Source organism: Roseovarius roseus, assembly GCF_043355935.2.
Lineage (GTDB): Bacteria > Pseudomonadota > Alphaproteobacteria > Rhodobacterales > Rhodobacteraceae > Roseovarius > Roseovarius roseus.
In genome coordinates this window covers 192,259-217,347 of sequence record NZ_JBHFPE020000002.1, presented here as the reverse complement: position 1 = coordinate 217,347, position 25,089 = coordinate 192,259, and the positions used below count along the sequence as shown (strand labels likewise).

The window sequence follows — 25,089 nt, the reverse complement described above, 5'->3', positions numbered from 1 at the left end:
GCCTATTGCCGCGCAGCCTAGCCGACGCGCCAGCGCCTGCAAGCGGTCATATCGACAGGTCCTGCATCTCCCACACTTCGGTCAAGCTGGAATCGCCTATGCGTAATAGCCGTGACAGCGTTGCCGCTACGGCAACCAGATCGTCGCTATCAAGCGCGCGGGTCACATCGGCGGCCACGCGCGACAACGCCTGCATGCCAATCTGATCGGCAATGGCCACGAGGCTGCGCGCGCTTTTGCGCATTTCCGCCAGGCGGCCATCGCGGTGGCATCTTTCGGTATGGGACAGGCGCACGGCAAGCTCCTCGAGCGCGCGGCACACCACGTCCTCGGCACCGGCCTCTCCCAGTTGCGAGTAAAGCTCTTCCAGGCGGCTCGCATTCAGCCGAACCACCTCTTTTTGTTGCAACATCGTAATCTGTTCCACGGTCTCACCCCGAATTCGTGTCTTCGCCCCGCCTGCCCCACAGCAGGCCGGATGGCTGCCAACCTGACCCCCTTTCCTTCCCAAAAGGTTTCCGGCAGCGCAAATTGTCTGTCGAATTAGCCGCGAATTCGGTTTATCCCAGTGTAACGTCCCAAGCTGAAGGCCAACCAATGCAGCACGCACGCCCCCTGCCGCCCTATCTGATCCAGCGCTATCACGGCTGGAAAGCGACCTCTTACACCGAAAACGAAAGCTGGTACCGCACCTTGGCCCAGGAGGGCCAGCATCCGCGCGCCATGCTGATTTCCTGCTGCGACAGCCGGGTGCATGTCACGTCGATCTTCGGCGCGGATCAGGGCGAATTCTTCATCCACCGAAATATTGCCAACCTCGTGCCGCCCTATACCACCGATGGCGGCCAGCACGGCACCTCGGCCGCCGTTGAATATGCGGTCTGCGCACTGAAGGTCGCGCATGTGATCGTGATGGGGCATTCGAGCTGCGGCGGCATCAAGGGCTGCGATGACATGTGCTCGGGCCGCGCGCCAGAGTTGGAACAGCGCACCAGTTTCGTGGGGCGCTGGATGGACATCCTGCGCAGCGGCTATGCCCGTGTCAGCGGGATCGAGGATGAGGCCGACCGCCTGCGCGCCCTTGAAAAGGAGGCGGTTCTCGTCTCGCTGGAAAACCTGACCAGCTTTCCCTTCGTCACGTCGGCGATGAAGAAGGGCACTCTGACACTGCACGGTGTGTGGCTGGATATCGGCGAGGGCCGGGTGGAGCAGTATAACCCTGCGACCAAGGGGTTTGCCCCGATCTAACACAGAGGCGCGGCCGGAGCCCGCATCGACCGTGCCTCTTTCACTGTTCTGAAAATACTCTGATGCGCCGCCTGCCTCAGGCGCGGCGCCATAGCGTCAGCGCATCGGGGCCGATGCGCTGCACCCCGTCCAGGGCAAAGCGCGGCGCGTCCTCCAGCGCCTCCAGCCCCAGCGCGGCGACCCCGGCCCGGGCGTCGCCGCCCAGCGCCAGCCCGGCGGTAAAGCTGGCCAACCGATCGACCAGATCCGCCTCCAGCAGCGAGGCGGCCAAGGCGCCGCCCCCTTCGCAAAAGACGCGCGTCAGGCCAGCCTCGCCCAGCGCCTTCATCGCCGCGCGCATGTCGAGGCCGCGCGCATTCGCGGGACAGGCAAAGAGGCGCGCGCCAATAGCCTCCCAGCGGGCGATGGTGTCACTGTCCGCCTCGCGGCCATGAATCAGCCATACAGGAACCTCGCGCGCCGATCGCGCCAGCCGCGGGTCCAAGGATAAATCCAGCCGACGCGAGACGACCACGCGCACCGGCTGGCGCCGCGCGCCCATGTCGCGCACGGTCAGCATCGGGTCATCGGCGCGCGCAGTACCAGCACCGATCATCACCGCATCATGGCGCGCCCGCATGGCGTGTACCATGCGCCGGGCCTCAGGGCCGGTGATCCAGCGCGACTGGCCGCTGGCCGTCGCGATGCGCCCGTCAAACGATGTCGCTAGTTTCAGCAGGATCTCTGGCCGTCCGGCGGTGACGCGGCTGAAGAACCCGGCTAGATCGCGCGTGGCTTCCCGCTCCATAACGCCGGTCTCAACGGCGATGCCCGCGCTCCGCAGAATGGCGATACCCCGCCCCGCAACGCGCGGGTCCGGATCGCCGCAGGCGATGACGACGCGGGCCGCGCCTGCGGCCACCAGCGCCTCGGCGCAAGGCGGTGTCTGGCCGTGATGCGCGCATGGCTCAAGCGTGACGTAGGCGGTGGCGCCCTGCGCCGCGGCGCCCGCCTGGGCCAGCGCAAGGGCCTCGGCATGGGGGCGACCGCCCGGCTGGGTCCAGCCGCGCCCGATGACGCGGCCGTCCTTCACGATGACGCAGCCCACGGCGGGATTGGGCCATGTCAGGCCCTGCCCGCGCCGCCCGAGGGCGAGCGCGGCGCGCATATGGTGCATGTCGGCCTCGGCGCTCACGCGTCGGGCTTCTCGGCTCCGGTCACGGCGTCAGGGCGCAGTTCGCTGACGAACTTGTCGAAATCATCAGCCGCCTGAAAATTCTTGTAGACGCTGGCAAAGCGGACATAAGCCACCGTGTCGATGCGCGCGAGGCTTTCCATCACGATCTCGCCCACGGTTTTCGACGGGATATCCGTATCGCCCATGCTTTCCAGTCGGCGCACGATGCCCGAGATCATCTGCTCGATCCGCTCCGGCTCGACCGGGCGTTTCTGCAGGGCAATGCGGATCGACCGCTCAAGCTTGTCACGGTCGAAATCCTCGCGGCGGCCATTCGTCTTGACGACGACCAGATCGCGCAACTGCACGCGCTCATAGGTGGTAAAACGCCCGCCGCAGGCCGGACAAAACCGGCGTCGACGGATCGAGACATGCTCCTCCGCCGGGCGTGAATCCTTGACCTGCGTTTCAATATTTCCACAAAACGGGCAGCGCATTGGCCTGTCCCCTTCTCATCTCTGCCTCTCGGGATTGGGTCTGTCGCCCAATTATCCACAGGCACTATAGGACAGCCGCAAGGTTTTGGGTAGAGGCGAAATCGCACCCCCAGATGCAGCAGATGGACCTTTTGCGCACCCCCATGCGTTGGCGCAGCAACATCATCAGATAAGGAGATCACGACATGGCAGACAAGGTTCTGTTCATCACCGGCGCGTCGTCAGGTATCGGCGCGCAAACAGCGCGGCAGGCGGCCAAGGCGGGCTGGAATGTCGCCCTCTTTGCGCGTAGCGAGGACAAGCTGAAAGACCTTGCGGCCGAGATTGGCGACAAAGCCATCGCGCTGCCCGGCGACGTGACCGATTTGTCATCCCTGCAAGGCGCAGTCGATCAGACAATTAAAAAGTTTGGCCAGCTCAATGCTGTTTTCGCCAATGCCGGCACCGGCCTTGACACGGCGGGTATTGAGGAGGGCGATCCGGATGAGTGGAGCAAGCTGGTCGACATCAACGTCAAGGGCGTCCTGCTGACGCTCAAGGCCTCTTACGCGGCGCTCAAGAAATCCAAGGGCCATCTGGTGCTGACCGGCTCGGTCGCCGGGCGTGTACATATCTCTGGCTCGGTCTATGGCGCGTCTAAATGGTTCGTGCACGGGCTGGCGGGCAACATGGCTTCGGATATGCGCGAATGGGGTGGGCGATGCACCGTCATCGCGCCGGGCATGGTCGACACCCCCTTCTTTGACGAGGCGAAGCCCGACAAGCTGAAGCCAGAGGATATCGCCAATGCCGTGGTCTACGCGATCGATCAGCCTGAGCGCGCAAATGTGCAAGAGGTGGTGATCATGCCCACCGGCTGATCGAGCACCAAGCTCATGCAGAAAAGCCGATGCGCATCTGGCGCATCGGCTTTTTAATGTGAGGCAGGCCACGCATCCCCCTCGATGGGGGAGCATGCAAAAAAGGCGCATCACACGATGCGCCTTTGTCCACGATTACGCTTCGACCACGCAGACAGTGCGGGGCAGATCGTCATTTCGCATGAAGGATGGCAATTTGAAGCCGTCATCCGTAATGATCGGTCGCTGCCGCAACTCGCGCAGTGTTTCCTCGCAATTAGCCAATTCGCTTGCCGAGACGCGAATTTCAACCGTGTTCAAAACAGCATCACTGCCGCCGTCAAACGTGGTGGCAAGTCCCGCGACGGGCACGCAAAGGGCGGCGATCAAGACAAAGCGTTTCATGACGTTCTCCTTCCATCTGGAAAAACAACGTCTTAGAGGGTGAAAAGTTCACCCCTAATTAAGAATGACGCGAAAAACATCTACATTTCGCGTCATTCGGACATAACCGTCTGATTATTGATCCAGGAACGAGCGCAGTTTGCGGGACCGGCTGGGATGCTTCAACTTGCGCAGCGCCTTGGCCTCGATCTGGCGAATACGCTCGCGCGTGACGCTGAACTGCTGTCCCACTTCTTCAAGCGTATGATCGGTGTTCATGCCGATACCAAAGCGCATCCGAAGAACCCGCTCTTCGCGCGGCGTCAGCGAGGACAGAACCCGCGTCGTCGTTTCCTTGAGGTTGTCCTGAATAGCTGAATCAAGGGGCAGAACCGCGTTCTTGTCCTCAATGAAATCGCCCAGCTGGCTGTCTTCCTCGTCGCCGATGGGCGTCTCGAGGCTGATCGGCTCCTTGGCGATCTTCATCACCTTGCGGACCTTTTCCAGCGGCATCTGCAGCTTTTCGGCCAACTCTTCGGGCGTCGGCTCGCGGCCGATTTCATGCAGCATCTGGCGGCCGGTGCGCACCAGCTTGTTGATCGTCTCGATCATGTGCACCGGGATACGGATGGTGCGCGCCTGATCGGCGATCGAGCGGGTGATAGCCTGCCGGATCCACCATGTCGCGTAGGTCGAGAACTTGTAGCCGCGGCGATACTCGAACTTGTCGACGGCCTTCATCAGGCCGATATTGCCCTCCTGGATCAGATCCAGGAATTGCAGGCCGCGATTGGTGTATTTCTTGGCAATGGAAATCACGAGACGCAGGTTCGCCTCGACCATTTCCTTCTTGGCTAGCCGCGCTTCCTGCTCGCCCTTCTGAACCTGCCCCACGATGCGGCGGAATTCGCTGATATCCAGACCGACATATTGCCCGACCTGCGCCATGTCCGCGCGCAGCTCGGCCACCTTGTCATTCGAGCGCTCGATCAGCATCTGCCAGCCGCGGCCCGATTTCTGCGCCATGTCGTCCAGCCATGTCGGGTCCAGCTCGCGGCCACGATACTCGTCGATGAATTCACGGCGGTTGATGCGGGCCTGATCGGCCAGCTTCACCATCGCGCCGTCGATCATCATGATCCGCTGGTTGATGCCATAGAGCTGGTCGATCAGCGCCTCGATGCGATTGTTGTGCAGATGGAGCGAGTTGACCAGCACGACGATCTCGCTGCGCAGGGTCTGATAGGTCTCTTCCTGGCTCGACGAAAACGTGCCGTCCTCGTTCAGAGTGGCCGAAATCCGGCTGTCCTGCATCTCGGCCAGTTTCAGATAATCATCAGCGATGCGGTCCAGCGTCTCGAGCACCGTGGGCTTGAGAGCGGCCTCCATCGCAGCAAGGCTCATGTTGGCCTGCTCGTCCTCGTCATCGTCGTCGTCATCGGCGGCGGCAATCGGGTTGCCGTCTGCATCCAGCTCGTCACTGTCATCCTTGGACGCAGAAGGCGCATTGGCCACGTTGGCGGCCTCGACCACGGTGTCGCCCTCGCCCTCCAGCTGGTTGCCGAAGGTCGTCTCAAGGTCGATCACGTCGCGCAGCAGGATGTCCTCGCTGACAAGCTCGTCGCGCCAGATGGTGATCGCCTGGAAGGTCAGCGGACTCTCGCAGAGGCCGGCGATCATCGTGTTGCGCCCGGCCTCGATGCGCTTGGCGATAGCAATCTCGCCCTCGCGGCTGAGCAATTCGACACTGCCCATCTCGCGCAGATACATCCGCACCGGATCGTCCGTCCGATCCAGCTTCTCGCCCGTGCCCGAGCCCAGCGTGATCTCGCCCTTACGGCCCACCTCTGCCACGGCGGTGCCGCGCTGCTCCTCGTCCTCGGCCTCGTCATTCTCGATGATATTGATGCCCATTTCGGACAGCATCGACATCACGTCCTCGATCTGCTCCGAGCTGACCTGATCGGGCGGCAATACCTTGTTCAGCTGATCGTAGGTGATGAAACCCTTTTCACGCGCCTCCGAGATCATCTTCTTGATCGCCGCCTGACTCATGTCCAGCGAGATTTCGGCGTCCTGATCGTCCGGCTTCTGGTCGTCGGTGTCTTTGGCGGCCATGTAAGTCTCCTGAGTGGCGGGCGCGTGATTCGCTCGGCACATGGTGTTGTCCGAATCATCCCTGCGCAGAAGTGATTCGCAACCTGTTTACCTTTTTTTTCTTACCCGAACCTCACCAAAATCCATTCAGCGGCGCGGTTTCGAGAAAGTAATCTTGTCGAGCAGCGCGTCAAATTGCTCGCGCTCACCGCGATTTATGCGCGCCCCGTTGTCGGCCAGATCATATTCGGCCCGATCCTCGTGTTCACTGCGGACCGCGCGATTGCGCGCCTCAACCGCCTGCCCCAACCGCCATGTCACGGCCTCGTCAGCCACCCCCATCATGTCCTCGGCGGCATCGACGATCTCGGCCTGCAGGCCGCGCGTCGCCGCGATCTTGGCCAATTCCTCGGCCACGGTCATCTGGGCAAGGGATAGGTTGCCAGGATGTCTGACGGGCGGTGCCAATGCGACATGGGGAAGTGCCAGAAGTTTTTCAAGGGTGTCCTGCCCCAGAGCCCCGGCAATCGCATGTGCCAGCGCCTCGGTCCCCGCGCCGCCATGGGTGAGGATCAGATCGCGGACCTGCGCATGCTGAGGATCAAAGCAATCCAGCCGCTCGAGCTCGGTCTCGAATTCCTCAACGATGGCCGGGGTCGAAATGAGCGACGCCAAGATGACGGCCTCGCGCATGTGATCATGCTGGCGCGGGTCCGACCGCGCAAGGGGCGAGGATTTTGTCGTGGCGCGCGCCGAAAGGTCGGGCTTGGCCCAGCGCCCCTTGCCCTGCCCGCCCCGCGCGGCCTGACCCCTGGCAGCAGACCCTTTGCGCGGTGAAAACAGCTCCCAGGTGAGATCCTTGATCGCACGCTCATAATGGCTCCGTATCGAAGCATCCGCGATGAGGTCTGTTGCGGCGCGCAAGGATTTATCCAGTGCCGCGCGCCGCTCGGGGCTGTCGAAGTCGCGGCCCTCCGTCTCGCGCTGCCACAAGAGACGCACCATCGGCTGCGCCGTATCCAAAAGCGCCCGAACCGCACTCGCGCCCTGAGCCCGCAGCATATCGTCGGGGTCCTTCCCTTCCGGCATCAACGCAAAGCGCAGGCTCTTGCCCGCCTGCAGCAGCGGCAATGCCAGGTCGATCACGCGGCGCGCAGCCGCCAGGCCGGCCCGGTCGCCGTCCAGTGCCATGATCGGCTCATCCGCCGCGCGCCACATCAGTGCCAGCTGCGCCTCGGTCACGGCGGTGCCCAGCGGCGCAACGGCAGCACCAAAGCCGGCCTGCGCCAACGCGATGACGTCCATATAGCCTTCGGCAACGATCAGGGGCTGCCCCTTGCCCGCAGCTTCGCGCGCCGGACCGTAGTTATAGAGTGTGCGCGATTTATCGAAGAGTTCCGTTTCGGGCGAGTTCAGGTACTTGGCGTTGTCATTGGGGTCCATGGCCCGGCCGCCAAAGGCGATGACGCAGCCGCGCGCATCATGGATGGGGAACATGATGCGTCCGCGAAAGACGTCATAAGGCGTGCCGCCCTTTTGTGACGGGCGCGCCAGACCGCATCCAAAGATGAGGTCGGCTTCGATCCCCTTGCCGGTCAGATGATCCCACAGCCCCTGCCACGCCTGCGGAGCGAAGCCGATGCCGAACCTCTCCTGCGTCGCCTCGTCTAGCCCGCGGCGTTCAAGATAGGCGCGTGCCTCCGCGCCGGCGGCGGTCTTGAGCATCAGGCGAAAATGCTGCTGCGCGCCGTCCATGACCTCGGCCAGTTGCGTGCGCCGATCGGCCTTGACCTGCGCCTGCGGGTCGCGTTCGGGGATCTGCATCCCGGCCTCGGCAGCGAGGATGCGGATCGCCTCCATGAACTCGACATTCTCGGTGTCGCGCACGAAGCTGATGGCATCGCCTTTGGCATGGCAGCCAAAGCAGTAGTAAAAGCCCTTGCGATCATCGACGTGAAAGCTGGCCGATTTCTCCTGGTGGAAGGGGCAAGGCGCCCACATGTCGCCCTTGCCCGGATTGGACTTGCGGTTGTCCCACATCACCTTGCGCCCGACGACCTGCGTCAGGGACGTGCGCGTGCGCAACTCGTCAAGAAAGCCGGGAGGTAATGACATCCTGGCAATATGGACCGAGTCGCGGGCCGAGCCAAGGTGTTGCGCGCTTCGCGGTCAATCAGGTTTTTACCGAGCGCGCGCGGACCGATCAGCCCATTTGTGCAAGACAGGCGTCGCGATAGGCGCTGGCTGCCTCGTCCGTCAGTTGGTCCTGAGGCAGCGTGTAGACCCAACCGACAAGGGGGGCGACCGCGCCCTTGTACTTTTCCGCGACATCGCCCGATTGCAACGCCTTGGCTGCCGCCTCCTGTGAGGTGCCATCCGCCCGCATCTCTACCGCATCCGCGACGATGGCCGCCGTGGCCGCGCAGCCCGCAGCGCCGCCCTCACCCGCCATAGCAGGCGCACTGAGAAGCAAAGATAGCGCGAGGATAATCTTGCGGGACATGGAACGGAACCTTTCGAACTGTAGAAATGCCCAGCTTTGCCGAGCTGCCTTGGGCGCTAGAGGCCGAGCGCGCGGTAGCTGGCCGCCACCTTATTGATCGAGACAAGATACGCCGCCGTGCGCAGGTCCGTCACGTCCTTTCGGTCATGCCAGACGTCGCGCATCGACTGGTAGGCGGCACGCATCGTGTCATCCAGACCCGAGCGAACCAGCTCAAGCTCGCCCGCGCCGCGCAGGTAGCGCTGTTTGAAATCGGGGCTGAGCGTCCAACCCAGCTGTTTGTCGTTGCTCAGGCGCTCCAGCTCGTCCACGACCAGCTGGTGGCGCGACTCCTCCTGCCGGCGGCCCATCCGGCCAAAGCGGATATGGCTGAGATTCTTGACCCACTCGAAATAGGAGACGGTCACACCACCCGCGTTCGCGTACATGTCGGGGATGATGACACAGCCCTTTTCGCGCAGGATCTGATCGGCACCTGCAGTAACGGGGCCATTCGCCGCCTCGATCAGCAGCGGAGCAGAGATGTTCGCCGCGTTCGAGATGTTGATGACGCCTTCCATCGCCGCCGGGATCAGGATGTCGCACTCTTTTTCCAGCACTTTCGCGCCGTCGGCCACATGCTCGGCATCGGGGAAGCCTTTGACGCCGCCGTGCTTGCCGATCCAGTTATGCACATCCTGAACGTTCAGGCCCTTGTCATTGATCAGCGCGCCGTCGCGCTCGATGATCGCCGTTATGATGGCGCCGTCATCCTCGGACAGGAACTTGGCGGCATGGTAGCCCACATTGCCGAGGCCCTGCACGATGACGCGCTTGCCGTCGAGCTTGCCCGAGAGGTTCGCCGCCTTGATATCCTCGGGGTGGCGAAAGAACTCCTGCAGCGCGTACTGCACACCGCGCCCCGTTGCCTCGGTGCGGCCCTGAATGCCGCCCGCGTTGATCGGCTTGCCGGTGACGCAGGCGCGGCCGTTGATGTCGGTGGTGTGCATCCGCTTGTACTGGTCCGCGATCCAGGCCATCTCGCGCTCGCCCGTGCCCATGTCGGGGGCCGGGACGTTCTGGCTGGGATGGATCAGGTCGCGCTTGATCAGCTCATAGGCGAACCGGCGCGTGATGCGCTCCATCTCGTGCTCGTCCCACTCGCGAGGATCAATCCGCAGACCGCCCTTGGAGCCGCCGAACGGTGCCTCGACCAAGGCGCATTTATAGGTCATCAGCGCCGCCAGCGCCTCGACCTCATCCTGGTTCACACCCATGGCAAAACGGATGCCGCCCTTGACCGGCTCCATATGCTCGGAATGGACGCTGCGATAGCCGGTGAATGTATGGATCTGCCCGCGCAAACGCACACCAAAGCGCACCGTATAGGTCGCATTGCACACCCGGATCTTTTCTTCGAGGCCCGGCGGAAGATCCATCAGTGCAACCGCACGGTTGAACATCAGATCCACTGATTCACGGAAACTCGGTTCTTTCGCGGCTGTCATCGCTGTCCTCCCTGGATGCGCCGAGGGTGTCTGCGCACCCCGCCCATCCTGTCTAAATTGCATTTCGCAAAGGCATCGTTAATGCATGGGTTTTTTTTGTCCACCCAAGCCTGCCGCGCCGGACAGACGATCTGTCGCCTTCGCGGTCGATGACGGCGCGTTGGCGTCAAGTTGGAAACACTCGGCCAGCTTCCGCCCCATTGTCGCCCAAAAACCTAATCTATATCTGATTTTCACGATTTTTGGCCGTAATTCAGCCACAGTGCTACGGCATACCTTCTCTGATGAAATCCGAGTCGGCAACGACGGTAAGACGGTATCGCGAGGTAACACTGTGACACGTATGACTTCCAAGATCAGAACGTTCCGGGTATTGGCGTCCATCATGCCCCTGCAGCAGACGCGCCGATTCCGCAAGGATGAGGATGGCGCGGTCGTGGCCTTCACGCTGTTCGTCCTCTTGATGATGCTGATCGCGGGCGGCGTTGCCATAGACATGATGCGCCACGAGATGCAGCGCACCAAACTGCAGAACACGCTCGATACCGCCGTTCTGGCAGCCGCCGGCGCCCCTTTTGACACTTCTCCCAAAGGCATTGTCGAGGATTACTTCGCCAAGGCGGACATGGCGTCTTATCTCAATGAGAGTGGGGATGACGATTTCATGCAGACCCTGAACCGCAGCAAGGTCACGGCAAGCGCCCAAATGACGATGAATACCCACCTGATGAAACTGGTCGGAGTCAATTCGCTCAAAGCCGCCGCTGCCTCGAGCGCCGAACGCCGCATACCCAAGTTGGAGGTGGTTCTGGTGCTGGATGTATCCGGCTCCATGAAGAACAACAGCAAGCTCGCAAACCTCAAGAGCGCGGCAAAAGGCTTCGTGACTACTGTACTGGGAAGCTCCGCAACCGGCGAGACGGTGATCTCAATAGTTCCCTTCAGCTGGTCGGTCACCCCATCGCAAGCGACCTTCAGCGCACTTGCTGTCGACGAAAGGCACGAGTATTCCACGTGCCTCGTCTTTGAGGACAACGATTTCACACATGCCACTTTGGCCACTGGTGAATCCGGGTTTTCCAGCGGCAAGCCTGTAAACCAGATGGTTTACACGTCCGTCTACGGCGGGTTTGACGATTTCAGCGGATCCGACTCCCGGTCATGCTACGCACAGGACTATATGGAAATACTGCCGTATTCGTTCGACAAAGCAGCCTTGCACTCGAAGATCGACTCTTTTTTGGCAAGCGGCAATACGTCAGGGGACCAAGGCATGAATTGGGGCGCCGCCATTCTTGATCCGACGTTCCGTCAAATCACTGACGATATGATCGCCGCTGGCGAAGTTGATGCGTCGCTGTCAGCAATTCCTGCCGACTATGACGCGCCTGAAACACTCAAGGTCATCGTGATGATGGGCGACGGTCAAAACACGTCCTCTTACCATTTCTCCGAAGGCGGACATTGGCGAAATCAGAACTCGGATCTTTATCTGGTCGAGACTCAGGATCGAAAATTTGAATATGCGTATCACACGTATAAGAAGAACGAGACTAGTCTTGACCCCGGAAAATGCGGCAAAAACAAATGGGAATGCGTATACTCGAACCTAGGCACCATCGAAAGCACATACTATCTGGAATACGCTAACAACTACTACAACATCGACGATGGGTTCTGGATCACCAACGGCGAGTTCGCGGGCATCCAGAATGATCAAACCTTTATTAGCCTAGACCGCCTAACATGGGAAGATGCCTGGGGTCTGATCACTCCCGAATTCTACGGGATGGTGACCGGAGATTGGTCTGCTTTCAATGACTACTTGGCCGACGAGATAACAGGATCGAGGAAGAACACGCGGATGCTGAACTCATGCTCCTCGACCAAGAACGAGGGTGTCATCGTATTCACAATCGGCTTTGAAATCAGCAAGGGCGGAACAGCCGAAACGATTCTTCAGAAATGCGCCTCCTCTGAAGCCCATTACTACCGCGGCGAAGGTATTAACATCAACGATGCGTTCAGCTCGATCGCGTCAAACCTTGTCAACCTGCGGCTGACACAATGATCCGCGCCTTACATCACCTGCGGCAGCGTTGCGCGGGTCTGCTGCGCCGCGAGGACGGCAATGCAACGGTCGAATTCGTGATCATTGTGCCAATCTACCTGGCCCTCATGGCCATGTCCTTGGAACTCAGTATGATTACCCTGCGCCAAACAATGGTGGAGCGCGGACTGGATATCGCCGTCCGCGATCTCCGGCTGGGCACAGGCACCAACCCAACCCATGATGCGATCAAAAAGCGAATTTGCGGAGAGGCTTACGTAATCAACGATTGCGAAAACGCCATCCGGCTGGAAATGGTGCCTTCGGACATGCGCAACCTCACCACTCTGGGCGGGGAAGTCATGTGCACTGACAAGGAGGAAGAAGGCGCGCCAGTGCTGAAATTCACGCCTGGTCAGCAAAATCAACTGATGTTCCTTCGCGTGTGCGCCAAATATGACCCGCTTTTCCCGACTTGGCACCTTGCACGCTCGCTCAAGAAGGACAGCAGCGGGCAGGTTGCCATCATTTCAATGTCGGCGTTTGTTCAGGAGCCTTTGTAAATTGGCACTCAATTCTTTAAAATCCCGGCTTTCGGGCTTTCGTTGTGAAGAACGCGGATCCGTTATGGTCGAGGCGGTCATCACGCTACCACTCCTCATCTGGGCTGTCGGGGCCACCTACGAATTTTTCGAAGTGCACCGCTATCAAAGTGCGCGCGACAAGGCGAGCTACACGGTCGCGGATATGGTTTCGCGCGAGATGCTGTCGATCACTCCCACCTATCTGGACAACGCCAAGACCGTGTTTGACACCATGGCGAACGATACGGGCGACAATACGCTGAGGGTATCGGTCATCAAATACGACGCCGACGCAGACGAATACTCGGTCAAGTGGAGCCACGTGCGCGGCGCGGCTCTCTTGCGCGCGTTGACCACTGACGAGGTCAAAAACAACCACGCTAAACTGCCGATCATGCGCGATGGCGAAGAGTTGATCATCGTCGACAGCCTGTCCTCCTATCCGCCCCTGTTCGACATCTGGGTGGGTGACAATATCAACGTCTCGACACATGTGATGGCGATCCCGCGCTTCGCGCCGCAGATCAACTGGTCGAACAGCTAGGGCGGTGCTTCGGGGGCATTGCCGCCCCTCGGGACCCGCGTAGCGGCCGCGCCGCCGATCCGGCCGCGCGGCGCTTGCCCCGCCAAGGCAAAGGATGGCATTAAGGACGGGACCCGATGGAACCGCCCATGACCCTGATCCGACCCACCCTTGCCCTGATGATCGCGCTGGGGCCTGCCGCCCTTCTGGGATGCACGCCCTTTCCGGATGTCGGCACAGCCGCGTCGGATGCCGCGCTGGCTCAGCCCTATCCGCAGCTTGTGCCGCTGGAAGGGCTCGACGCACGGCTCACCTCCAGTCGCATCACCCCCGAAACGGCCCCCGCCATAGAGACCCGCGTCACCGGGTTGAAAAACCGGGCGGACCGACTGCGCGGCGATGTTGTCGACCCGGCCACGCGCAGCCGGATGCGCGCCGGCGTGCAAGAGTAGCCCGAGACGCCGCACCCGCCATGCCCAAGGCAAAACCCGCGTTGCACGCCTGCCTCTTTGCCTGTAGATCGCGCGTCAGAGCCACCAGACTGCAGACACCATAAATTCCGGAGACATCGCCATGACAGACCCCCTGCGCCTCGGTATCGCCGGATTGGGCACTGTCGGCACGGGCGTGGTGCGGATCATCCGTCAGAAGGCCAAGCTGCTGGAGGCGCGCGCAGGTCGCCCCGTCACGATCAGCGCCGTCTCGGCCCGCTCCAAGGGCAAAGAGCGCGGTGTGAGCCTGTCGGATTACGCGTGGGAGGACGATCCCGTCGTCCTCGCCCAGCGGGATGATATCGACGTCTTCGTCGAGCTGGTCGGCGGCGACAACGGCCCTGCGAAGGACGCCGTCGAGGCCGCCATTGCCGCAGGCAAGGACGTGGTCACGGCAAACAAGGCCCTCTTGGCCCATCATGGTCACGCGCTGGCACTGGCCGCCGAGGATGCGGGGCGCGTCATCCGCTTCGAGGCCGCCGTCGCGGGCGGCATCCCGGTGGTCAAGGCGCTGACCGAAGGCCTTGCCGGCAATGACATGACCCGCGTCATGGGCGTGATGAACGGCACCTGCAACTACATCCTGACCCGGATGCAGTCGGCGGGCCTCGCCTATGAGGACGTGTTTCAGGAAGCATCCGATCTGGGCTATCTCGAGGCCGATCCGCAGCTGGACGTGGGCGGCATCGACGCGGCGCACAAGCTGGCGCTGCTGGCCTCCATCGCCTTCGGTTGCCAAGTCGATTTCGGCGCGGTCGAGATGGAGGGGATCGGCGCGATCACCATCGAGGATATCCACCACGCCGCCGATATGGGCTTTCGCATCAAGCTGCTGGGCGTGGCCCAGATGACGGGACGCGGTCTTGAGCAGCGCATGACGCCCTGCCTCGTGCCCACGGGCAGCCCGCTGGGCACGCTGGAGGGCGGCACGAACATGGTCGTGCTGGAAGGCGACAATGTCGAGCAGGTCGTGCTGCGCGGCCCCGGCGCGGGCATGGGCCCCACCGCCAGCGCCGTGATGAGCGACGTGATGGATATCGCCCGCGGGGTCCGCCTGCCCACCTTCGGTCAGCCCGCGGCGACGCTGAAGCGCGCGCAACCTGCCGCCGCTGGCACACCCGCACCCTATTACCTGCGGATGTCGCTGGTCGACAAACCCGGCGCGCTGGCCAAGGTGGCGACCGCACTGGGCGACGCCGGGATTTCCATTGACCGGATGCGCCAGTATGACCACGCTGGTCCCGATGCACCCGTTCTGATCGTCACGCACAAAACGGGCCGGGCCGAGTTGACCCGCGCACTCGATGCCATGCCCGGTCTCGGCGTCGTCACCGGAGATCCCATCGCACTTCGTATCGAGAATATCTGAACTGCTGCCCCGCCCGCGCGCCGGGCCGTTTATACCGCAAAGGACCTTGCCATGACCGACACCGCAGATTTCAACGACCGCATGCTGTCGCTCGGGCTGGCCCGCGTTTCCGAGGCGGCCGCGCTGGCCTGTGCCGACATGATCGGGCGCGGCGATGAAAAGGCGGCCGACCAGATGGCCGTCAACGCGATGCGCGAGCAACTGAACAAGCTGGCCATTAAAGGCGTCGTCGTCATCGGCGAGGGCGAGCGCGATGAGGCGCCCATGCTCTATATCGGCGAGGAAGTCGGCAGCGGCGATGGCCCCGGCGTCGACATCGCGCTCGACCCGCTGGAAGGCACGACGCTGACCGCCAAGGCGATGCCGAACGCGCTCACTGTTATCTCGATGGCACCGCGTGGCAGCCTCTTGCACGCACCCGACGTCTATATGGAAAAGCTGGCGATCGGGCCGGGGTATGCCAAGGATGTCGTGTCGCTGGACATGTCCCCGCGCGAGCGGGTCGAGGCGCTGGCCGCCGCCAAGGGCTGCAAGGCGTCCGAAATCACCGTCTGCATCCTCGAGCGTCCGCGCCATCAGGAAATGATCGAAGAGGTGCGCGGCACCGGCGCCGCCGTTTTCCTGATCACCGATGGCGATGTCGCGGGTGTCATCCATTGCGCGGATGCCGAGGCTACTGGCGTCGACATGTATATGGGATCGGGCGGTGCGCCCGAGGGCGTATTGGCGGCCTCGGCGCTCAAATGCATGGGCGGCCAGATCTGGGGCCGGCTCTTGTTCCGCAACGATGACGAGCGGGGCCGCGCGGCGAAGGCCGGGATTACCGATCTTGATCGTGTCTATGCGCGCGACGACATGGTGACCGGGGACGTCATCTTTGCTGCCACGGGTGTCACCGACGGCTCGCTGGTGCGCGGCGTCAAGCGCCGTCCCGGCTATGTCGAGACGGAAACGGTGCTGATGCGCTCGAAAACAGGCTCGGTCCGGCGGATGTTCTATCGCAACCCGGTGAAGTGAGCTGCGGTCTTCGGATTGACGCCTGCGCGTCTTGCGGACTGGGCTTGAGTATTTTTGGAACAATGAAAGGGGGAGCCGCATGACCGCCTTTCTGGATGTCGAAGCCTCGCTGACCGGGCGGCGCTGGGTTGGCCCGACGCCGCTGATGGACCGTGCCGCCGAGGCGATCGCCCAAGGCACGGGCCTGCCGCGCGCCGTCTCGATGGTGCTGGCGCGGCGGTGCGTGGCGCCGGAGGCGGCCGAGGCTTATCTGGCCCCCTCCTTGCGCGACCTGCTGCCCGACCCGCGCAGCCTGTTGGACATGGAAGCGGCGGCGCGGCGGTTTCTGGCGGCTGTGGAGTCGCGCGAGCGGATCGCGATCTTTGCCGACTACGACGTCGATGGCGGTACCAGCGCCGCACTTCTGATCGACTGGCTGCACCAGATGGGGCGCGAGGCAACGCTCTACGTCCCCGACCGGATCGACGAGGGCTATGGCCCCAATGACGAGGCGATGGCACAGCTGGCCGCCGCGCATGACCTGATCGTCTGCGTCGATTGCGGCACCCTCAGCCACGGGCCGGTGGCGGCTGCCAAGGGCGCCGATGTGGTCATCCTCGATCATCACCTCGGCGGCGAGACTCTGCCTGATGCGCTGGCCGTCGTGAACCCCAACCGGCAGGACGAGAGCGGCGATCTGGCGCATCTTTGCGCCGCCGCTGTCGTGTTCCTGATGCTGGTCGAGGTGGGGCGACAGTTGCGCGAGGCGGGGCGCAAGGGCCCGGACCTGATGGCGATGCTGGACCTTGTGGCGTTGGCGACCGTGGCCGACGTCGCCCCGCTGATCGGGGTAAACCGCGCCTTCGTCCGGCAAGGTCTGCGCGTGATGGCGCGGCGCGAGCGTCCGGGCCTTGTCGCACTGGCGGATGTCGCGCGGATGGACAGCGCGCCCAGCGCCTATCATCTGGGATTTCTGATGGGGCCGCGCGTCAATGCCGGCGGCCGCGTCGGCCGCGCCGATCTGGGCGCGCGCCTTTTGGCCTGCAACGTGCCGCACGAGGCGCAGGCCATGGCCGAGCGGCTGGATCAGCTGAACTCCGAGCGCCGCGAGATCGAGGCCGGAGTGCAGGCCGCCGCGATGACGCAGGCCGAGGCACGCGGCCTTGATGCGCCGCTGGTCTGGGCGGCAAGCGAAGGCTGGCATCCGGGCGTTGTCGGCATTGTGGCCAGCCGCCTCAAGGAGGCTGCGAACCGCCCGGCGATCGTGGTCGGCTTCGACGGCGATGTCGGCAAAGGCTCCGGCCGCTCCGTCGCAGGTGTCGATCTGGGGGCCGCGATCCAGCGATTGGCAAGCGAGGGCCTGCTGGTCAAGGGAGGAGGGCACAAGATGGCCGCGGGCCTGACGGTGATGCGCGATCAACTGGAGCCCGCCATGGCGCGCCTGTCGGAGCTGCTGGCGCGGCAGGGTGCCGGGACGGGCGGCGCTGCTGATCTGTCGCTTGACGGCGTGCTCATGCCCGGCGCCGCAACGCCCGATCTGATCACGCAACTGGAGGCTGCCGGCCCGTTCGGAGCGGGATCCGCCGCGCCGCGCCATGTCTTTACCGATATGCAGATCACCTTCGCCAAGCGCGTCGGCGAGCGGCACCTGAAGATCCGCTTTGGCGACGGCATTGGCCCGCAACTGGACGCGATCGCCTTCGGCGCCTTCGACGGTCCGCTGGGTGCCGCGCTGGAGGGGCATGGCGGCGCGCGCTTTCACCTGGCCGGACGGCTGGAGTTGAATGTCTGGCAGGGCCGCCAATCAGCGCAACTGCGCCTTGAGGACGCCGCCCGCGCCTGACCCTTCGGATCCTCCCGAGGCGCGCGAAAATAATTCGCCGCGGGAGAACGATTTGATGCACAAACCCCCTTGCGCACCCCCGGCCTTTTGCCTTAGGAACCGCCTCACGCAGCGAGTGGCCCGTTCGTCTATCGGTTAGGACGCCAGGTTTTCAACCTGGAAAGAGGGGTTCGATTCCCCTACGGGCTGCCAGCTGCCTTTGAAATCATTGACAAATATCACGACTTCAAACGACAACCCCACAACATACCCCACATAGAAAAAACGCTTGGGAAGTGCTTAGAGCGGCTTTCAACTTTTCTTCTCTGAAATGCCCGCGCGTAAAATTTGCTAACCCGCCCGGTCCCGATCAGGACGCGGCAGAGATTGCGCCACCCCCCCGCCCCCTTGTCTGGTCAGATTTTCTGAAGTGTGGATGCGCGCTTGCGCTTTTGCAGGGGAAATCCGAATAGCTGTATCTGGTCGCCTCGCGAACAAGCGCTCCGAATTTCGATTCGTTATTGTGGGTGGGTCCAAGAATATGATTCCCGTGCGACGTTCAGATCGAAATCGATCGCTTTAGGGTCGGAGCTCTTCCGCGCCACGATAAACAGCTTGTCTATGTCACCCTTCCCGTGGGTCAGATAGCAGTGAACCATCCTGTAGCGTTCGATAGTGAAGTGCTTTGAAAGGATTGCTATCTTCTGATCCATATCTCCGTCATCGCCTTCGCCGCCAGTCCCCGGTCCGAAGACGTTGTGGCTTTCAAACAGCATAACGCCATCCGACCTTAGAAGGTCGGCAATCCGAGCGATGTGCTGCTCGAACCCCATATTCAGATTGCCATCGATAGTGTGGTGGTTCGATAGCGACAGGACAACGTCGTACTTCTGGTCTGTCTGATAGGATCCGAAGTCCGTTTCCAGGATTGATAGGTTGTCAACGCCAAGGTAGGCGGCCGCGTCCCGACCGATACGATTAAGGTAAGGGTTCAATTCGACGCCGACTACTGACTTGGCAAGCCGCGCGCAATAGATCGCGACGAACCCAGCATTGCTTCCTATGTCGAGAACATCCGCACCCCGAAGGACGTCATCAACCTCATACTGTCGAAACCGGAAGCCGGTGGGCTTGGCGCCTGTGATACCGAGGTCTTCGAGGCCCTGATAGAAATAGCCGTTCGTATAGCCACGTTCCCAAGACTTCTGCTGATCCTTGAGGTGCCCTGCAAGTCGCCTTTGAATTCCTAGGTGCCCCATTCGCACCGCGTTCCAGAAGTCTAAAAGACGCAGTCGATAATGATAGGGTATTGGCATCCGTGCATTCCTTTTGTCAGACGGTAAGCAATAGCATCGCACCTCTGGGAAGACTATATTCGCGGCTGTCTTCCAGGGGCTCGCTTCCGAAAGCACCGAGCAGAAGGTGGTGATGATCGACGCCACCTATGTCAAGGCGCACCGCAAAGATTAAAGACTGCCGTTCCCTGTTTTTTGACATGGAGGTCTGGCTAGCTTGGCAGCCGCTTCCTTTGCCTGCTTAACCAGCGCCATAAGCGTGCGCCTATCTTGCTCGACTGCAAGCGACCTGCCACCATGCACCCAAGCTCCATTTGCTGGGCCAGTTGGTGCGCCGCCACACGCGCCATGCATCCGGCACACCTTCCAACCGCGCCGCGCAGGGGCTATGCAACGCTTACCCGTTGTCTTGGCCTTGGCGTGGCATCTTGGGGCGCTGTGAGCCTTGTGCATGGGGTTGGCGTCACTTTCCACGGCTACCCCGCCCCCCATGCGTTACGGCCCCGACAATGGCTTGCCCGCCCTTGTTCACCGTCACATGCTCCACCGTGACTTTTTGCTGCCCGCCTGTGCGATAGCGTTTCAGCGCTTCCATTTGCGTGGCATATGTTCGTGCCAGCTTGTTTAGTGCCCGTTCAGCGGAATCTTGTTGGCGCAGGTTGTCCACGTTGTTCATCGGTAACAAGAAACGTCGCGATGATCTGGCCAAGCGCGCCCGTGATCCCGACGACCCGATGAAGCTGGTCATCGTGCGCGATATGTGGCTCACCGGCTTTGACGCGCCATGTATGCACACGATGTATGTGGACAAGCCCACGCTCAAGCGCCTTATGCGACACGGCGCCGCAACACCGCTCACCCGGCCTCCTATCAAGCGGTTTTGCACTGCGGATTGCGTCGATTCCGCGCCGCGGCATGTCGGTTTTGCTTGAGAATAGGGGAAAATTTCACCACACATGGTCGGAGCCGCAAAGGCCAGCAAGTCAGGAGTGTCCGTGTCCCTCTTTCTCGTCGTCGCCTTGCCGTTTCTCGGGGCTCTGCTGCCCGGATTGATGTACTCCGCCGGCCGCCAAGCCTGCGCAGGCGTGACTCTGATGGTGACGCTGACCGCCCTGATCGGGCTGTTGACGAATGCGCCGGCGGTCCTGGCGGGAGAGGTCGTGACGGCCGGATTTAACTGGCTTCCAGCCATCGGGCTGAACATGACGCTCATGCTGGATCCGCTCGGCTTTTTCTTTGCCTGCCTCATCCTCGGGATCGGCCTTCTGATCATTGCCTATGCGCGCTACTACCTGTCGCGCGACGACAATATGGGCGAGTTTTTCACCTATCTCCTGCTGTTTCAGGGCGCGATGGTGGGCATCGTCCTTTCAGATAACGTTCTTCTTTTGCTGATCTTCTGGGAGCTGACATCGCTCTCGTCCTTTCTGCTGATCGGCTATTGGAAGCACCTACCCGAAGGCCGGCAAGGCGCGCGCATGGCGCTGGCGGTAACGGGTATGGGCGGCCTTGCGATGATTGCGGGCATGCTGATCCTGGGGCAAATCGTAGGCAGCTATGATCTGAGCGTGATCCTGCAGCAGCGCGATCTGATCCAATCCTCGCCGCTCTATGTGCCCGCGCTGATCCTGATCCTGCTGGGCTGCTTTACCAAGTCGGCGCAGTTCCCGTTTCACTTCTGGTTGCCGCACGCAATGGCCGCGCCGACGCCGGTCAGCGCCTATCTGCATTCCGCCACGATGGTGAAGGCGGGCATTTTCCTGATGGCGCGCATGTGGCCGGTGCTGTCGGGCACGCCCGAATGGTTCATGATCGTGACCACAGCGGGCCTGATCACGATGGTGCTGGGTGCCGTCATCGCACTCTTCAAGCATGACCTGAAGGCGCTTCTGGCCTTTTCGACCGTCAGCCATCTAGGTCTGGTCACGATGCTCTTGGGCACGGGCACGGCGTTCGGGGCGATGGCGGCGGTGTTCCACATCCTCAACCACGCCTCGTTCAAGGCCGCGCTCTTCATGACTGCGGGTATCGTTGATCACGAGACGCATACGCGCGACATCCGCCGCCTTGGCGGGTTGCGGCACCTCATGCCCATCACCTTCATCATCGCCACGCTGGCCGCGCTGTCGATGGCGGGAATTCCACTGCTGAACGGCTTTCTCAGCAAGGAGATGATGCTGGAGGAAGCCTATCACACCACCCTCTTCGGCTTGCCTTGGCTGGTGCCTGCGCTGGCGGTGGTCGGCTCGCTCTTTTCCGCCGCCTATTGCTTCCGCCTGATCGGGCATACGTTCCTCGGCCCAAAGCGCGATGACTACCCGGCCAAGCCGCATGATCCGGGCGCGGGCATGTGGTTGCCGCCGGCGCTGCTGATGATCCCCGTGGTCGTGATCGGCGTCGCGCCCTTCGTGGCCGAACCTTTTGTCAAGCTGGTGACGTCCGCCGTGCTGGGCCAGGCCGCAGTGGTCCCCACGGCTTATTTCAAGATCTGGCACGGGCTAGTCCCCGCCCTTTACATGTCCATCGCGGCGGTTGTCGGCGGCCTGATCATGCTGGTGATCTTCAATCCCGCGCTGCGCCTTTGGGATGCGGCCCCCCGCCCCGAGGCCAAGGCGATCTTCGACGGCCTGATCCGCTGGGCCGTCCTTGGCGCGCGCGCCATCATCCAGCCGCTGCATGACGGCGCCTTCTCGCGCTATGCGGCCATCATGGCGACGACAGTCATTGCCGCCGGGGTGCATGCCTGGGCCACCGGCACCGTCGGGCCAGCCGCCTATCAGATGAGCCCGCTCGACACGATTGCCGTCGCCGGGTGGATGATGCTGGTTGCCGCGACGCTGGGCCTCGTGTTCCTTCATCGCAATCGTCTGCTGTCGCTCATCCTGATCGGTATCGTCGGGCTGATGGTGTCCATCGCCTTCGTGCATTTCAGTGCGCCGGATCTGGCGCTCACCCAGTTTACCGTCGAGGTGGTGACGATCATCCTCTTGTTGCTGGCGCTTAACTTTCTGCCCAATCGCACGCCCATCGAATCGACCGTGCTGCGCCGCACCCGTGACGCGGCCATTGCCATCGCGGGCGGCCTTGCCGCGACGGCGCTGTCGTGGCATTACCTGCTGCGTGATCCGGTTGCCGCCTCGATCTCGGAATTCCACCTGGCCAATTCCTACAAGGGCGGCGGCGGCACGAACGTGGTCAATGTGATCCTCGTCGATTTCCGTGGCTTTGACACGTTCGGCGAGATCATCGTTCTGGGCATCGCCGCGCTGGTCATCTACGCGCTGACCGAGGCGCTGCTGTCCGGCCCCGCCCGCGCCAAGCTGCTGAACCGCAAGCCGGATCAGCCACGCGCAGGCGACATCCACCCGCTGATGATGGTGGTCCTGACGCGCGTGACCATGCCCGTGGTGCTGATGGTCGGCTTCTACATCTTCCTTCGCGGCCATAACGAGCCGGGCGGCGGGTTCATCGCAGGCCTGATCGTATCGATCGCGGTGGTGATGCAGTACATGGCCAGCGGCTTTGGCTGGGCCTCGGCGCGGCTGCGGTATCCCTATCACGGCGTCATCGGTACCGGCGTTCTGGTCGCGGGTCTCACAGGCATCGGCAGCTGGTTCTTTGGCAAGCCGTTCCTGACCTCGGATTTCACCTATGTCCGCATCCCGCCCTTCGAGAAATTCGAGCTGGCCACCGCCGCGCTCTTTGACCTTGGCGTGTTCCTGGCCGTGGTCGGCGCCGTGATGCTGTCGCTCGAGAGTTTCTCGCGGCTCGCCCGCCGGGCCCATACCGAGGATAGCGAACACGCGATGGATATCGACCCGTCGCGCGACCCAGATGCAACAGCGAAGGAGGTGTAGGATGGAACTGCTCGTCGCCTCCGCCATCGGCATCCTTACCGGCGCCGGTCTTTACCTGGTGCTGCGCCTGCGCACCTTCCCGGTGATCATGGGCGTGTCGCTGCTGACCTATGCGGTCAACGTCTTTCTCTTTGCGTCGGGCCGCCTGACAGTTGGCGCGCCGCCCATCCTGACGGATGCGACGCGCTATACCGACCCGCTACCACAGGCGCTGGTGCTGACGGCGATCGTGATTTCCTTCGGGATGACGGCAGTCGTCGTAGTCATGGCACTGGGCTCCTATCTGGGGGCGGACGATGATCACGTGAACGACCCCGAGCCGGAGCCCGAATCGAAGGAGGGCGCGGCATGACCCACTGGATCATCTTGCCCATCATCCTCCCTGCACTGCTCGCGCCCTTCATCGTGCTGGCGGCGCGCTATCACATTGGCATCCAGCGGGTACTGTCGACCGCCGGGGCGCTGGCGGTGATCGGCCTCGCGGCGGGACAAGCATGGATCGCCGCAGACGGCACCGTCACGCTCTACCAACTGGGCGACTGGGCCGCACCCTTCGGCATCGTGCTGGTTGCGGACCGGCTGTCGACCTTCATGGTGCTGCTGACGGCCCTTCTCGGCTTTTTCGTCCTGCTCTACGCCATCGGCTCGAAATGGGACGAGCGGGGGCGGCATTTCCACGCGCTTTTCCAGTTCCAGATGATGGGCATTATCGGCGCCTTCCTGACGGGCGACCTCTTCAACCTCTTCGTCTTTTTCGAGGTTCTGCTGATCGCCTCCTACGGCCTTATGATTCATTCGGGCGGTGCCGTGCGCCTGCGCGCGGGCGTGCAGTACGTGCTCTACAACCTGCTCGGCTCGACCCTCTTTCTCTTTGCCCTCGGCGCGATCTACGCCGAGACGGGCACACTCAACATGGCCGATCTTGCGGGACGCGTGCAGCTGATCGACGCGGGCGACAGCGTGGGCATCCGCGTGGCCGCAGTGCTTTTGATTCTCGTTTTTGCCGTCAAGGCGGCGGTCGTGCCCCTGCATTTCTGGCTGCCCTCCAGCTATGCCGAAGCGCCCGGCCCGGTCGCCGCGCTCTTTGCCATCATGACCAAGGTCGGCGCCTATGCCATCATCCGCGTCTACACACTGATCTTTCCGCCCGATCTTCAGGTGACGGCCGGACTGCAGGGCCTCTGGCTGATGCCCGCCGCGCTGATTTCCATCGCCATCGGTATGATCGGCATCCTGGCCGCGCGGCATCTGGACCGGCTTGTGGCCTATTCCGTCATCGGCTCGATGGGGATGGTGATGGTGTCCATCGCGCTATTCACCCCCGAGGGGATCGCCGCCGCGCTCTATTACATCGTGCACTCGACGCTGGCCGCCGCGGCGCTCTTCCTCATCGCCGACATGGTGCGCAGCGGTCGCGCGGATCTCGCGCTCAAGGCCGCGCCACCGGTGCCCGGCGCGCCGCTGATCGCCGGGATGTTCTTTGTCGCGGCCATCGCGATGGTGGGCCTGCCGCCGCTTTCGGGCTTTGTCGGCAAGCTTCTGGTGCTGGATGCGGCGGTCGCATCGCCTCTGGTGGTCTGGATATGGGCGATCATCCTCGGTACCAGCCTTATCGGCCTTGTCGGCTTTTCCCGCGCTGGCAGCACCGTCTTCTGGAAGGCCAGCTCGTCGCCCCTGCCTGAGGATGCCGAAGCGCCGCCCGCGCCCAGCATTTTAGCCTATGTTTCGGTCGGCGGGCTGCTGGCCTTGCTAATCGCGCTGACGATCTTTGCCGGACCGGCTTACGACTACACGACGTCCATCGCCGCGCAGCTGTTCGAAGCGAGCGATTACATCACCGAGGTCATGGAGACCCCCGGCAAGCTGAGCGGCGGAGCGGAGGGACATTGAC

Annotated in this window: 22 protein-coding genes, 1 tRNA gene and 1 pseudogene; 15 read left to right on the top strand and 9 right to left on the bottom strand. The window is 62.4% G+C overall.

Going from position 1 to position 25,089, the window contains the following annotated elements:
- Window positions 1-46 precede the first annotated feature (46 nt).
- Window positions 47-412, bottom strand: a complete 366-nt coding sequence (locus ACEWPL_RS04955; RefSeq protein WP_393934183.1) for a hypothetical protein — start codon at window positions 410-412, stop codon at window positions 47-49.
- 185 nt (window positions 413-597) lie between these two features.
- On the opposite strand from ACEWPL_RS04955, the gene ACEWPL_RS04950 reads away from it, so the two are divergent.
- The gene (locus ACEWPL_RS04950) at window positions 598-1,248 is read left to right on the top strand and encodes a carbonic anhydrase (RefSeq protein WP_393933726.1); all 651 of its coding nucleotides are present in this window, start codon (window positions 598-600) and stop codon (window positions 1,246-1,248) included.
- A 76-nt stretch (window positions 1,249-1,324) separates the two neighbouring features.
- On the opposite strand, the gene ribD is transcribed toward ACEWPL_RS04950, so the two are convergent.
- On the bottom strand, window positions 1,325-2,404 hold the full coding sequence (gene ribD / locus ACEWPL_RS04945) for a bifunctional diaminohydroxyphosphoribosylaminopyrimidine deaminase/5-amino-6-(5-phosphoribosylamino)uracil reductase RibD (protein WP_393934182.1): 1,080 nt from the start codon (window positions 2,402-2,404) through the stop codon (window positions 1,325-1,327).
- A gap of 14 nt (window positions 2,405-2,418) precedes the next feature.
- Window positions 2,419-2,901: a transcriptional regulator NrdR gene (gene nrdR, locus ACEWPL_RS04940; RefSeq protein ID WP_393933724.1), complete on the bottom strand. Its 483-nt coding sequence runs from the start codon at window positions 2,899-2,901 to the stop codon at window positions 2,419-2,421.
- Between the two features lie 185 nt (window positions 2,902-3,086).
- Here nrdR and ACEWPL_RS04935 point away from each other — a divergent pair, with 185 nt between their 5' ends.
- The gene (locus ACEWPL_RS04935) at window positions 3,087-3,761 is read left to right on the top strand and encodes an SDR family oxidoreductase (protein WP_393933722.1); all 675 of its coding nucleotides are present in this window, start codon (window positions 3,087-3,089) and stop codon (window positions 3,759-3,761) included.
- Between the two features lie 135 nt (window positions 3,762-3,896).
- On the opposite strand, the gene ACEWPL_RS04930 is transcribed toward ACEWPL_RS04935, so the two are convergent.
- The 5 genes from ACEWPL_RS04930 to ACEWPL_RS04910 all read right to left on the bottom strand — a co-directional run bounded on the left by ACEWPL_RS04930 (window position 3,897) and on the right by ACEWPL_RS04910 (window position 10,211).
- The gene (locus ACEWPL_RS04930) at window positions 3,897-4,145 is read right to left on the bottom strand and encodes a hypothetical protein (protein WP_393933720.1); all 249 of its coding nucleotides are present in this window, start codon (window positions 4,143-4,145) and stop codon (window positions 3,897-3,899) included.
- Between the two features lie 114 nt (window positions 4,146-4,259).
- Window positions 4,260-6,242: an RNA polymerase sigma factor RpoD gene (rpoD, locus tag ACEWPL_RS04925; RefSeq protein ID WP_393933718.1), complete on the bottom strand. Its 1,983-nt coding sequence runs from the start codon at window positions 6,240-6,242 to the stop codon at window positions 4,260-4,262.
- 126 nt (window positions 6,243-6,368) lie between these two features.
- Window positions 6,369-8,336: a DNA primase gene (dnaG, locus tag ACEWPL_RS04920; RefSeq protein ID WP_393933716.1), complete on the bottom strand. Its 1,968-nt coding sequence runs from the start codon at window positions 8,334-8,336 to the stop codon at window positions 6,369-6,371.
- Window positions 8,337-8,424: 88 nt separating this feature from the next.
- Window positions 8,425-8,724 carry a hypothetical protein gene (locus tag ACEWPL_RS04915; protein ID WP_393933714.1) on the bottom strand — a complete coding sequence of 100 codons (300 nt, stop codon included), beginning with the start codon at window positions 8,722-8,724 and terminating at the stop codon, window positions 8,425-8,427.
- A 56-nt stretch (window positions 8,725-8,780) separates the two neighbouring features.
- Window positions 8,781-10,211 (bottom strand): Glu/Leu/Phe/Val family dehydrogenase, encoded by a 1,431-nt coding sequence (locus ACEWPL_RS04910; protein ID WP_393933712.1) that lies wholly within the window; start codon window positions 10,209-10,211, stop codon window positions 8,781-8,783.
- An 85-nt stretch (window positions 10,212-10,296) separates the two neighbouring features.
- On the opposite strand from ACEWPL_RS04910, the gene ACEWPL_RS04905 reads away from it, so the two are divergent.
- From ACEWPL_RS04905 to ACEWPL_RS04870, 8 genes are all read left to right on the top strand, one after another.
- Window positions 10,297-12,282, top strand: coding sequence for a TadE/TadG family type IV pilus assembly protein (locus tag ACEWPL_RS04905; protein WP_393933710.1), 1,986 nt, complete (start codon window positions 10,297-10,299; stop codon window positions 12,280-12,282).
- Window positions 12,279-12,824, top strand: coding sequence for a TadE/TadG family type IV pilus assembly protein (locus ACEWPL_RS04900; RefSeq protein WP_393933708.1), 546 nt, complete (start codon window positions 12,279-12,281; stop codon window positions 12,822-12,824). Before ACEWPL_RS04905 ends, ACEWPL_RS04900 begins: the two co-directional genes overlap by 4 nt.
- 64 nt (window positions 12,825-12,888) lie before the next feature.
- A complete protein-coding gene (locus ACEWPL_RS04895; protein WP_393933706.1) occupies window positions 12,889-13,389 on the top strand; it encodes a TadE/TadG family type IV pilus assembly protein in 501 nt (166 codons plus the stop codon).
- 128 nt (window positions 13,390-13,517) lie between these two features.
- Window positions 13,518-13,820: a hypothetical protein gene (locus ACEWPL_RS04890; RefSeq protein WP_393933704.1), complete on the top strand. Its 303-nt coding sequence runs from the start codon at window positions 13,518-13,520 to the stop codon at window positions 13,818-13,820.
- Between the two features lie 121 nt (window positions 13,821-13,941).
- On the top strand, window positions 13,942-15,228 hold the full coding sequence (locus ACEWPL_RS04885; protein ID WP_393933702.1) for a homoserine dehydrogenase: 1,287 nt from the start codon (window positions 13,942-13,944) through the stop codon (window positions 15,226-15,228).
- 51 nt (window positions 15,229-15,279) lie between these two features.
- Window positions 15,280-16,245, top strand: coding sequence for a class II fructose-bisphosphatase (gene glpX, locus ACEWPL_RS04880; RefSeq protein WP_393933700.1), 966 nt, complete (start codon window positions 15,280-15,282; stop codon window positions 16,243-16,245).
- Window positions 16,246-16,324: 79 nt separating this feature from the next.
- Entirely contained in the window at window positions 16,325-18,067 is a 1,743-nt protein-coding gene (recJ, locus tag ACEWPL_RS04875; protein ID WP_393933698.1) for a single-stranded-DNA-specific exonuclease RecJ, read from the top strand.
- 117 nt (window positions 18,068-18,184) lie between these two features.
- Window positions 18,185-18,259, top strand: a tRNA-Glu gene (locus tag ACEWPL_RS04870).
- A gap of 305 nt (window positions 18,260-18,564) precedes the next feature.
- Here ACEWPL_RS04870 and ACEWPL_RS04865 read toward each other — a convergent pair.
- Window positions 18,565-19,362 (bottom strand): class I SAM-dependent methyltransferase, encoded by a 798-nt coding sequence (locus ACEWPL_RS04865; protein ID WP_393933696.1) that lies wholly within the window; start codon window positions 19,360-19,362, stop codon window positions 18,565-18,567.
- 58 nt (window positions 19,363-19,420) lie between these two features.
- Here ACEWPL_RS04865 and ACEWPL_RS04860 point away from each other — a divergent pair.
- The 5 genes and pseudogenes from ACEWPL_RS04860 to ACEWPL_RS04840 all read left to right on the top strand — a co-directional run.
- Window positions 19,421-19,507: pseudogene (locus ACEWPL_RS04860) on the top strand (IS5/IS1182 family transposase); the annotation flags it as partial.
- A gap of 502 nt (window positions 19,508-20,009) precedes the next feature.
- Window positions 20,010-20,273: a type I restriction enzyme subunit R domain-containing protein gene (locus ACEWPL_RS19520; protein ID WP_476454017.1), complete on the top strand. Its 264-nt coding sequence runs from the start codon at window positions 20,010-20,012 to the stop codon at window positions 20,271-20,273.
- A gap of 63 nt (window positions 20,274-20,336) precedes the next feature.
- Entirely contained in the window at window positions 20,337-23,198 is a 2,862-nt protein-coding gene (locus ACEWPL_RS04850) for a monovalent cation/H+ antiporter subunit A (protein WP_393933694.1), read from the top strand.
- A 1-nt stretch (window position 23,199) separates the two neighbouring features.
- Window positions 23,200-23,550, top strand: a complete 351-nt coding sequence (locus tag ACEWPL_RS04845; protein ID WP_393933692.1) for a Na+/H+ antiporter subunit C — start codon at window positions 23,200-23,202, stop codon at window positions 23,548-23,550.
- Window positions 23,547-25,088, top strand: coding sequence for a monovalent cation/H+ antiporter subunit D (locus ACEWPL_RS04840; RefSeq protein ID WP_393933690.1), 1,542 nt, complete (start codon window positions 23,547-23,549; stop codon window positions 25,086-25,088). The genes ACEWPL_RS04845 and ACEWPL_RS04840 overlap by 4 nt, the downstream gene beginning before the upstream one ends.
- Window position 25,089: the final 1 nt, after the last annotated feature.

Bases quoted from the DNA above. Each gene is read 5' to 3' on its own strand.
- ACEWPL_RS04900 (WP_393933708.1), top strand. From the start codon at position 12,279: ATGATCCGCGCCTTACATCACCTGCGGCAGCGTTGCGCGGGTCTGCTG.
- ACEWPL_RS04890 (WP_393933704.1), top strand. From the start codon at position 13,518: ATGACCCTGATCCGACCCACCCTTGCCCTGATGATCGCGCTGGGGCCT.
- ACEWPL_RS04915 (WP_393933714.1), bottom strand. From the start codon at position 8,724: ATGTCCCGCAAGATTATCCTCGCGCTATCTTTGCTTCTCAGTGCGCCT.
- ACEWPL_RS04865 (WP_393933696.1), bottom strand. From the start codon at position 19,362: ATGCCAATACCCTATCATTATCGACTGCGTCTTTTAGACTTCTGGAAC.
- ACEWPL_RS04950 (WP_393933726.1), top strand. From the start codon at position 598: ATGCAGCACGCACGCCCCCTGCCGCCCTATCTGATCCAGCGCTATCAC.
- ACEWPL_RS04845 (WP_393933692.1), top strand. From the start codon at position 23,200: ATGGAACTGCTCGTCGCCTCCGCCATCGGCATCCTTACCGGCGCCGGT.
- dnaG (WP_393933716.1), bottom strand. From the start codon at position 8,336: ATGTCATTACCTCCCGGCTTTCTTGACGAGTTGCGCACGCGCACGTCC.
- ACEWPL_RS04930 (WP_393933720.1), bottom strand. From the start codon at position 4,145: ATGAAACGCTTTGTCTTGATCGCCGCCCTTTGCGTGCCCGTCGCGGGA.
- ACEWPL_RS04895 (WP_393933706.1), top strand. From the start codon at position 12,889: ATGGTCGAGGCGGTCATCACGCTACCACTCCTCATCTGGGCTGTCGGG.
- recJ (WP_393933698.1), top strand. From the start codon at position 16,325: ATGACCGCCTTTCTGGATGTCGAAGCCTCGCTGACCGGGCGGCGCTGG.
- rpoD (WP_393933718.1), bottom strand. From the start codon at position 6,242: ATGGCCGCCAAAGACACCGACGACCAGAAGCCGGACGATCAGGACGCC.
- ACEWPL_RS04935 (WP_393933722.1), top strand. From the start codon at position 3,087: ATGGCAGACAAGGTTCTGTTCATCACCGGCGCGTCGTCAGGTATCGGC.
- glpX (WP_393933700.1), top strand. From the start codon at position 15,280: ATGACCGACACCGCAGATTTCAACGACCGCATGCTGTCGCTCGGGCTG.
- ACEWPL_RS04910 (WP_393933712.1), bottom strand. From the start codon at position 10,211: ATGACAGCCGCGAAAGAACCGAGTTTCCGTGAATCAGTGGATCTGATG.
- ACEWPL_RS04955 (WP_393934183.1), bottom strand. From the start codon at position 412: ATGTTGCAACAAAAAGAGGTGGTTCGGCTGAATGCGAGCCGCCTGGAA.
- ribD (WP_393934182.1), bottom strand. From the start codon at position 2,404: ATGCACCATATGCGCGCCGCGCTCGCCCTCGGGCGGCGCGGGCAGGGC.
- ACEWPL_RS04905 (WP_393933710.1), top strand. From the start codon at position 10,297: ATGGGTTTTTTTTGTCCACCCAAGCCTGCCGCGCCGGACAGACGATCT.
- nrdR (WP_393933724.1), bottom strand. From the start codon at position 2,901: ATGCGCTGCCCGTTTTGTGGAAATATTGAAACGCAGGTCAAGGATTCA.
- ACEWPL_RS04840 (WP_393933690.1), top strand. From the start codon at position 23,547: ATGACCCACTGGATCATCTTGCCCATCATCCTCCCTGCACTGCTCGCG.
- ACEWPL_RS04885 (WP_393933702.1), top strand. From the start codon at position 13,942: ATGACAGACCCCCTGCGCCTCGGTATCGCCGGATTGGGCACTGTCGGC.